Annotated in this window: 6 protein-coding genes; 3 read left to right on the top strand and 3 right to left on the bottom strand. The window is 53.2% G+C overall.

Going from position 1 to position 8,326, the window contains the following annotated elements; translation table 11 throughout:
- Positions 1-36 precede the first annotated feature (36 nt).
- From FH871_RS23665 to FH871_RS23675, 3 genes are read right to left on the bottom strand one after another with little or no spacing between them, the layout of a single operon-like run.
- Positions 37-1,284, bottom strand: coding sequence for an FAD-binding oxidoreductase (locus FH871_RS23665; protein WP_138993901.1), 1,248 nt, complete (start codon positions 1,282-1,284; stop codon positions 37-39).
- Positions 1,281-2,282, bottom strand: coding sequence for a 4-hydroxyproline epimerase (locus tag FH871_RS23670; RefSeq protein WP_138993902.1), 1,002 nt, complete (start codon positions 2,280-2,282; stop codon positions 1,281-1,283). The genes FH871_RS23665 and FH871_RS23670 overlap by 4 nt, the downstream gene beginning before the upstream one ends.
- 7 nt (positions 2,283-2,289) lie before the next feature.
- A complete protein-coding gene (locus FH871_RS23675; RefSeq protein ID WP_138993903.1) occupies positions 2,290-3,201 on the bottom strand; it encodes a dihydrodipicolinate synthase family protein in 912 nt (303 codons plus the stop codon).
- A 325-nt stretch (positions 3,202-3,526) separates the two neighbouring features.
- Between FH871_RS23675 and FH871_RS23680 the strand changes: the two genes are divergently transcribed.
- The 3 genes from FH871_RS23680 to FH871_RS23690 are packed head-to-tail and all read left to right on the top strand — an operon-like array spanning position 3,527 to position 8,254.
- Positions 3,527-4,390 carry an AraC family transcriptional regulator gene (locus FH871_RS23680; protein WP_138993904.1) on the top strand — a complete coding sequence of 288 codons (864 nt, stop codon included), beginning with the start codon at positions 3,527-3,529 and terminating at the stop codon, positions 4,388-4,390.
- Between the two features lie 5 nt (positions 4,391-4,395).
- Positions 4,396-6,567: a DPP IV N-terminal domain-containing protein gene (locus tag FH871_RS23685; RefSeq protein ID WP_138993905.1), complete on the top strand. Its 2,172-nt coding sequence runs from the start codon at positions 4,396-4,398 to the stop codon at positions 6,565-6,567.
- Positions 6,568-6,604: 37 nt separating this feature from the next.
- On the top strand, positions 6,605-8,254 hold the full coding sequence (locus tag FH871_RS23690; RefSeq protein ID WP_138993906.1) for a M1 family metallopeptidase: 1,650 nt from the start codon (positions 6,605-6,607) through the stop codon (positions 8,252-8,254).
- Positions 8,255-8,326 lie beyond the last annotated feature (72 nt).

Below are 8,326 nucleotides of genomic sequence, written 5' to 3' on the forward strand. Positions count from 1 at the left end.
AAAATGGCTACAAATTTTACCTTAATCCCCACTTTTTTAACGGAACCGGTCCGGATTGAACGGACCCAGTTCCATGGCCGGTGTGCGGTTGTCGAGACAGTCGGCCACCAGTTTCCCCGAAGCGGGTCCCAGACTCACGCCCATCATCCCGTGTCCGGTCGCTAAGGTCAGGTTTTCAAAGCCCGACACCCGGCCGATATACGGCAATCCGTCGGGCGAACAGGGCCGCAGTCCGCTCCAGACCTTCGACACTTCCGGCAGTTGGGCCGGCAGGTCGGGGTAATAGTTTTGGATGGAATTGACAATGCCCCGCACCCGGTTCATATTAACGGACAAATCGGTTCCGGCCACTTCGAGCGTACCGGCAAACCGCAAATCTGCTCCCATCGGCGTAGCCGTGGCGCGGGCTTCCAGCATGATGGCCGGAACCCGGATGTTCGGACGCTGGTTTCGCAGCATGAAACTGTAGCCTTTCCCGCCCTGCAAGGGCAGCGAAATGCCCAGCAACCGCATCAATGACGGCGACCAGGCACCGGCGGCCATGACCACTTCGTCGATGGAATGCTCCGCCGAAACCGTTCTGACGGAAGTAATCCGGGAACCCGACCGGCCAAAACCGCTCACGGATTGGTTTTCCAGCAGCGCAACGCCCCGGTTTTTCAAATACGCCACCAGCGATCGAATGAACTGACCGGGGTTCAAATGGGCATCGCCGGGGTAATAGACCGCCCCCCGGACGTCTACCCGGGCGTCCGGCTCCAGGTCCTGAACCTGCACACCCGACAATTGCCGCGCTTCGATGCCGGCGCGATTGGCCACCTCCGCTTCCTCAGCCATCTCGTGTTCAGCAGCAGCGGTTTTATACAACATCAGGAGTCCGTCTTCCTGCCAGCCAAACGACAGGCCATCGGTCCGGGCGAGTTCCTGATACAGCTTCTTACTCAGCAAACTGATGTCGCGCAGCGCCGGAATGGCTCGCTCGACGTGTCCGGGTGTCGAATGTTTGTAGAAAAGCCAGCCCCAGCGCAGAAGATCGGCACTCAGACGGGGCTTGATGTAAAACGGGCTGGTCGAACGCAGCAGCATTCGCAGGCCTTTAGCCATCATTCCCGGCTGCGCAAGGGGGATGATGTGGCTCGGTACAATCATCCCGGCATTACCGAACGAACAGCCGTCCGTCAGCGTGTTTTGATCGAAAACCGTTACTTTGTAACCCGCCTTATCCAGATAATAAGCTGAACATAAACCAATTACGCCACCACCAATAATACCGATGTGTCTCATATTACCTGAAAACCATGTACGTAAGGATCGTCTTCATCCAGAATAATATGATTGAAGCCGTGAATAATAGCCCAGCCTTCGATGCTCGGCACAATGGCGGTTTTTCCGGCCAACGCCGTTTCCTGCTCGATGCGGCCCGTGAAAATGGAGCCGATAATGCTTTCGTGTACAAAATCCTGACCCGGTTTCAGCCAGCCTTTGGCATGCCACTGCGCCAGCCGGGCCGACGTGCCGGTGCCGCAGGGCGAGCGGTCGATGGCTTTGTCACCGTAGAAAACCGCATTGCGGGCCGTCGACGTAGCCGCCAGCGGTTTGCCCGTCCACAGAACGTGGCTCAGCCCATTGATGGTCGGGTTTTCGGGATGCACAAACGCATACTGTTCGTTCATCCGCTCCCGCATCACCCGCGCCCAGGCAATAAGCTGTTCCGCCTTGAAATGCTGTAAACCGGCAAAATTGGGCTGTGGGTCCACAATGGCGTAAAAGTTGCCGCCATACGCGACATCGACCGTCAGGGTTCCCAAGTCCGGGCAATCGACCGTCAGGCCCTCGGCCGCCAGATACGACTTGACGTTGGTGATTTTAACCGATTTTACTTTCCGCCCCTCCTGCCGGTATTCGACCCGAACCAGGCCGGCGGGGACTTCCAGACTCAGGACGCCCGGTATTTTTGGCACAACAAGTCCCTGCTCGATGGCCACCGTCACGGTTCCGATGGTGCCGTGACCACACATCGGCAAACAGCCGGAGGTTTCGATAAACAGCACGCCCACATCGTTGGCCGGGTCGCTGGGCGGATACAGAATACTGCCCGACATCATATCGTGGCCACGCGGTTCGAACATCAGACTCTTCCGAATCCAGTCGTAATCGCGCAGAAAATGCTGCCGTTTTTCACTCATCGTCGCACCCACGAGGTGCGGAATACTCCCACCCGTTACTACCCGAACGGGATTCCCGCAGGTGTGGGCGTCGATGCAATAAAAATTATAGTTCATACGAAGACTACACCGTTTGCAGTTCGGGGCGGATCGCCAGGGCGGCTTCAATAATGCCCAGCACCCTTTCCCGCTCTTCTCCCTCCAGCGTCAGACGCGGGGCGCGCACGTGTTCCGAGCCAATACCGGTGGCCGTGGCGGCAAGTTTGATGTATTGCACCAGTTTCGGCTGAATATCCAGCTCCAGCAGGGGCATAAACCACCGGTAAATGCGGATTGCTTCGTCGATTCGACCGGCTTTCACCAGCTCATAAATGGCCACTGTTTCCTGCGGGAAGGCATCGACCAAACCGGCCACCCAGCCATCGGCGCCCGACACCAGGGCTTCCAGTGCCAGCGTGTCTACCCCACCCAGCAAACTGTAGCGGTCGCCAAAGGCATTCCGCATCCGGGCAATGTTGGTCAGGTCGCGCGTCGACTCTTTCACGGCCCGAATGTTCGGCAAAACCGCCAGCTCCTCGAACATGGCCACAGTGGTCATGATTTTGTAATCGACCGGATTGTTGTAAATCATGATCGGCAGCGATGTTTCCTGCGCAATGGTTTTGAAAAACGCAACGGTTTCGCGGGAATCCGCAAAATACCGCATCGGTGGCAACAGCATCAGGCCATCGGCCCCATTTGCTTCGGCTTCCCGCGCCCCCCGAACGGCTTCACGCGTGGAGGCTTCTGCCACATTCATAATCACTGGAACGCGGTTATTGGTAGTTTCCAGCGCCTTTTCCAGCAAAGAAAGTTTCTCGGGGCCAGTCAGCGTACTGACCTCTCCCAGTGAGCCGGCGATGATCAGACCGTGAACACCGGCATCGAGTTGAGCCAGGATGTTTTTGGCGAACAGCGGCAAGTCGAGTTCGTCGTCGGCCGTAAAAGGCGTGAGCAGGGCGGGATAAACCCCTTTCCAGGGTACGGAGATAGCCATAATATCAGGGATTGATCGGAGTTGATTGGATGCGTGCCACCTGCACGCTACAGGTAGAACAAATTTGGCAAAATAACGAATGGCTCACTTCATGGAGATTGATTGATTCTGATACTCTTTTTGCTACTTTATAGGTTTGAAAGAAAATAAATGACCAATTCTGTATCAATTCCGAAAATTATCGCTACTTTGTTTTGCATCACCGTCTCTATTCATCACACAATCCATTTTGAATCGATATGATTTCGACAATCATCTCCCCGCATGAGCAGCCGTCACCGCTCCCCCGTTTTCATTCCTGCCACCCTTCATTTCTGGCTTTCCAATGAAACCGCTGCTGTTCCGGATTCCCACCGTTGCGGATCGCTCCTTTCGGGTTCAGGTCGATGATGGGTCTCATTTTTACGACCGGCTTCATTTTCATCCCGAACTACAATTGACGTTAATCAAGGAAAGTGTGGGGACGCAGGTCATCGGCGACCGCATCGACCGTTTCCGCCCCTACGATTTATTGCTTTTGGGGGCCAATTTACCGCATGTGTTTCGCAACGATCCGGTTTATTTCTCCGCAAAATCCGCTCAACGGGCCTTGTCCTATTCCGTCTACCTACGTCCTGAACACCTGAAAGAACCGTTCTTCGGAATGCCCGAGTTGAACCACCTCAGCCAGCTTTTTCAGGAAGCCCGACACGGCGTTCGGATTCGCTTCAACGAGCCGGTTTCAACCACGCATTGCATGGAAGAACTGCACACCCTTCGTCCTTTTGAGCAACTGATGGCGCTATTAACGGTTCTGGATTGCATGGCGACCGATTCGAGACGGGAAATGCTGTCGATGACAGCCTACGAACAACCCCGACGCCCCGACGATCACCAGCGGCTCGACAATGTATTTACCTATATTCTGAACCACTATGCTTCGCCCATTACTCTGGAAGAAGTGGCGGCTCAGGCCCACCTGACCGAAAGCGCGTTTTGCCGGTTTTTTCGTCTTCATACCCGGAAAACGTTTTCGCAACTGCTCAATGAAGTCCGCATTGAACACGCCTGCCGTTTGTTGCAGGAATCGAAACTCCCGATCAGCCAGATTGCGTTTTCGTGCGGCTACACGAATTTGTCGAACTTTAACCGTCAATTTAAGCTCATTACGAGCCTGACGCCGGGTCAATACATCAAAGCCATTTTCTAAAAAATATGAGACTGATTTTCTTTATTCTCTTTTTCTTCACCGGTTTTCAAGCTGCCAGGGCGCAATTCCAGGGTGTTCGCTGGACCGCCGACGGAAACGCCTATCTGACCATCACCCCGGAAGCAGTTTTGCAAACCGACGTGGTTTCCGGGAAGGCAACCACCCTGATTTCCAGGGAACAACTCACCCCAACCGGCGCATCGAAACCGCTAGCGGTAGCCCAGATGGCGTTCAGCCGCGATTCTTCACACCTGCTGATCTTCACCAATACCGCCCGGGTCTGGCGCTTCAACACCCGGGGCGATTATTATTTGCTCAACCGAAAAACGGGTCAGTTGCGGCAGGTGGGAAAAAACCAGCCGGTTCAGTCACTGCTCTACGCCAAGCTGTCGCCCGACGGAACCAAGGTAGCTTACGTAAGCAAAAACAATCTGTTTGTGGAAGATGTGGTGACCGGCCAAACCACCCCACTGACCACCGACGGCACCCGCAAACGCATCAACGGTACGTTTGACTGGGCGTATGAAGAGGAATTCGGCTGCCGCGACGGTTTTCGGTGGAGCCCGGATAGCAAGCAAATTGCCTATTGGCAGGTCGACGCCAGCTTGATTCGCGATTATTTGATGCTGAATACGACCGATTCGGTTTACTCCCGGGTCATTCCAGTCGAATACCCCAAAGTTGGGGAGTCACCCTCACCGGTTCGCATCGGGGTCGTTCCGGCAACCGGCGGGACAACGCGCTGGCTGGCCATTCCGGGTGATCCCCGGCAGCATTACCTCGTCCGCATGGAGTGGTTCCCCAATTCCAATGAACTGATTATCCAACAATTAACCCGAAAACAAAACCAGAGTATTCTTTTTGTAGCCCAAACCGACAACGGCTCTGTGACACCAATCCACCGCGAAACCAGCGACACCTGGATCGACACGAAGGAAAGCTGGAACCGGGGTAATCCCGCCGGTTGGGAGTGGCTGGACGGTGGAAAATCGTTTATCTGGGTTTCCGAAAAAGATGGCTGGCGGCATCTGTATCGGATCAGTCGCGACGGCCAAAAAGAACTTTTACTCACGCCCGGATCGTATGACATTGCCAACCTCAATTACATCGACGAGCGAAACCAGTATATCTATTTCATGGCTTCTCCTACCAATCCCACCCAGCGGTATTTGTACCGTACGAAGATGGATGGTAAGGGAAAACCGGAGCGAATCTCTCCCGCCAATGAGCCGGGAACCCATGCCTACGACATCGCCCCCGGCGGTCGATATGCCCAGCATACGTTCAATAGTCACCAGACACCAATGATTACAAACTGGATTCGCTTGTCTGACAATCAGGTCGTTCGTGCGTCTCCCCGCCCCACTTCCAACCCGCAAACACCCCGGAATGTGGAGTTTTTCAAGGTTCAAACCGCCGACGGCATTTCGCTGGACGGCTGGATGCGAAAACCCGAAAATTTCGACAGTACCAAAAAATATCCGGTCGTTTTTTATGTCTATGGCGAACCGGCAACGACCACGACCAGCGATGTCTTTTCGGCAGGCAGCAATGCCCAGTTTGACGGCGATATGGCCAAAGCGGGTTACTGTTATATTGCCCTGGATAACCGGGGAACGCCAGCGCTGAAGGGGGCAGCGTGGCGCAAAGCCATTTACCGACAGATCGGGCGGATCAACGTTCGGGATCAGGCGATGGGGGCTAAAAAACTATTCGAACAACACGCCTATCTGGATACCAGCCGGGTCGCTGTCTGGGGTTGGAGTGGCGGTGGCTCGACCACGCTTCACCTGCTTTTTCAGTATCCAGACATCTATAAAACCGGCATCGCCGTGGCGGCTGTGGGCAATCAATTGTTCTACGATAACATCTACCAGGAGCGGTACATGGGCTTACCCCAGGAAAACCGGGAGGATTTTGTGGCCGGTTCACCCATCACCTATGCCAAAAATCTACGCGGAAATCTCCTCTATATTCACGGAACGGGTGACGACAATGTGCATTATTCCAACGCCGAAGTCCTTATCAATGAACTCATTAAACACAACAAACAATTTCAGGTGATGCCTTATCCAAACCGGACGCATAGTATTTCGGAAGGCGAAGGCACCAGCCGTCACCTCCGCAGTCTATACACCCGGTATTTACTGGAACACTGTCCTCCGGGGCCACGCTGAGTGCGGAAAAATGATTTAACTCCGAACGATATACGACATGATTCATCAACTTTCTAAATCCATTGGGCTCCTCCAGGCGGCTCTTTTACTTTCTTTTACGGTTTCCGCTCAAAAGTTTGTGTTCACACACGACGATACCTTACGCGGTTCCATTACCCCGGAACGGATCTGGTGGGACCTGGCGTATTATCATCTTCAGGTAAAAATCAATCCGGCGGACAGTGCGATCAGTGGCAGCACAACCATGTATTACCGGGTTTTAAAACCCAATCAGACGCTGCAAGTTGATTTACAACGCCCCCTTAAAATTCAGAAAATTGTTCAGGAAGGGAAGGAATTGCCTTTCAGGCAGGATGGAAATGCCTACTTCATAACGCTTCAGAAAAAGCAGGAAATTGGGCAAACCGAGTCGCTGGTAGTTCACTATGCCGGAAAACCGCGGGTAGCCAAACGCGCCCCCTGGGACGGCGGCTTTGTCTGGAAACGGGATAAAAACGGCCAATGGTTTATTGCCACGGCTTGCCAGGGATTGGGTGCCAGTGCGTGGTGGCCCTGCAAAGATCACATGTACGACGAACCCGACAGCATGCTCATCAGCATCACCGTACCCAAAGGATTACAGGACATTTCCAATGGCCGTTTACGCCGGGTGACCGAGCACAACGATGGAAGTCACACCTTCGACTGGTTTGTGAGCAACCCGATCAGTAATTATGGCGTCAACGTCAACATCGGCAACTATGTACATTGGGCGGATACGCTTCAGGGCGAAAAGGGGCGGTTAACCATGGATTTTTATGCCCTGCCCGAACATGCCGATTCGGCCCGTCGGCAATTCCAACAGGCGAAACCCATGCTGAAAGCGTTTGAGCACTGGTTTGGACCGTACCCATTTTACGAAGACGGTTACAAACTTGTCGAGACACCCTATTTGGGAATGGAGCATCAAAGCTCGGTGACGTACGGCAACCGTTTTCGGAATGGGTATCTGGGACGCGATTTGTCGGGAACCGGTTTTGGACTTCTTTGGGATTTCATCATCATCCACGAATCTGGTCACGAGTGGTTTGCCAACAACATTACTTACCGCGACGTTGCTGATATGTGGGTACATGAGAGCTTTACCAATTACTCCGAAAACCTCTATACGGAATATTACCACGGAAAAGATGCGGGATCGGCCTATGTAATGGGTACCCGGGCGCTCATTCGAAATGACCGACCCATAGTCGGAACCTACAATGTAAACCACTCAGGTTCAGGCGACATGTATTATAAGGGCGGAAATATGCTGCACACGATTCGGCAAATCATTGGTGATGATACGAAGTGGCGGGGAATACTTCGGGGCCTTAACCAGACTTTTTACCACCAGACGGTTGATGGAAAACAAATTGAGGAGTACATCAGCCAACAATCCGGCATCAATTTTCAGAAGGTATTTGATCAATACCTGCGCGATAAACGCATTCCGACGTTGGAGTATAAATTGATTAAAAACAAGATCCAATACCGCTGGACAAATTGTGTCGAAGGATTTAACATGCCGTTAAGAGTGTGCTTAAACAATGCAGGCCCTAATGAGAATCTTAACCCAACTACGCAATGGCAGACATGGCCTACCTCGGGTATCTATTCGTTAACTAGCGATCCTGCTTATTATGTGTTTGTCCAGCAATTAAAATGACGCCTGAAAAAACGATACACAGGTCACAAAAAAAGCTCCCCGCTAATGCGGGGAGCTTGGGTAATCTGTGGT

This window comes from Larkinella sp. C7, assembly GCF_006149005.1.
Lineage (GTDB): Bacteria > Bacteroidota > Bacteroidia > Cytophagales > Spirosomataceae > Larkinella.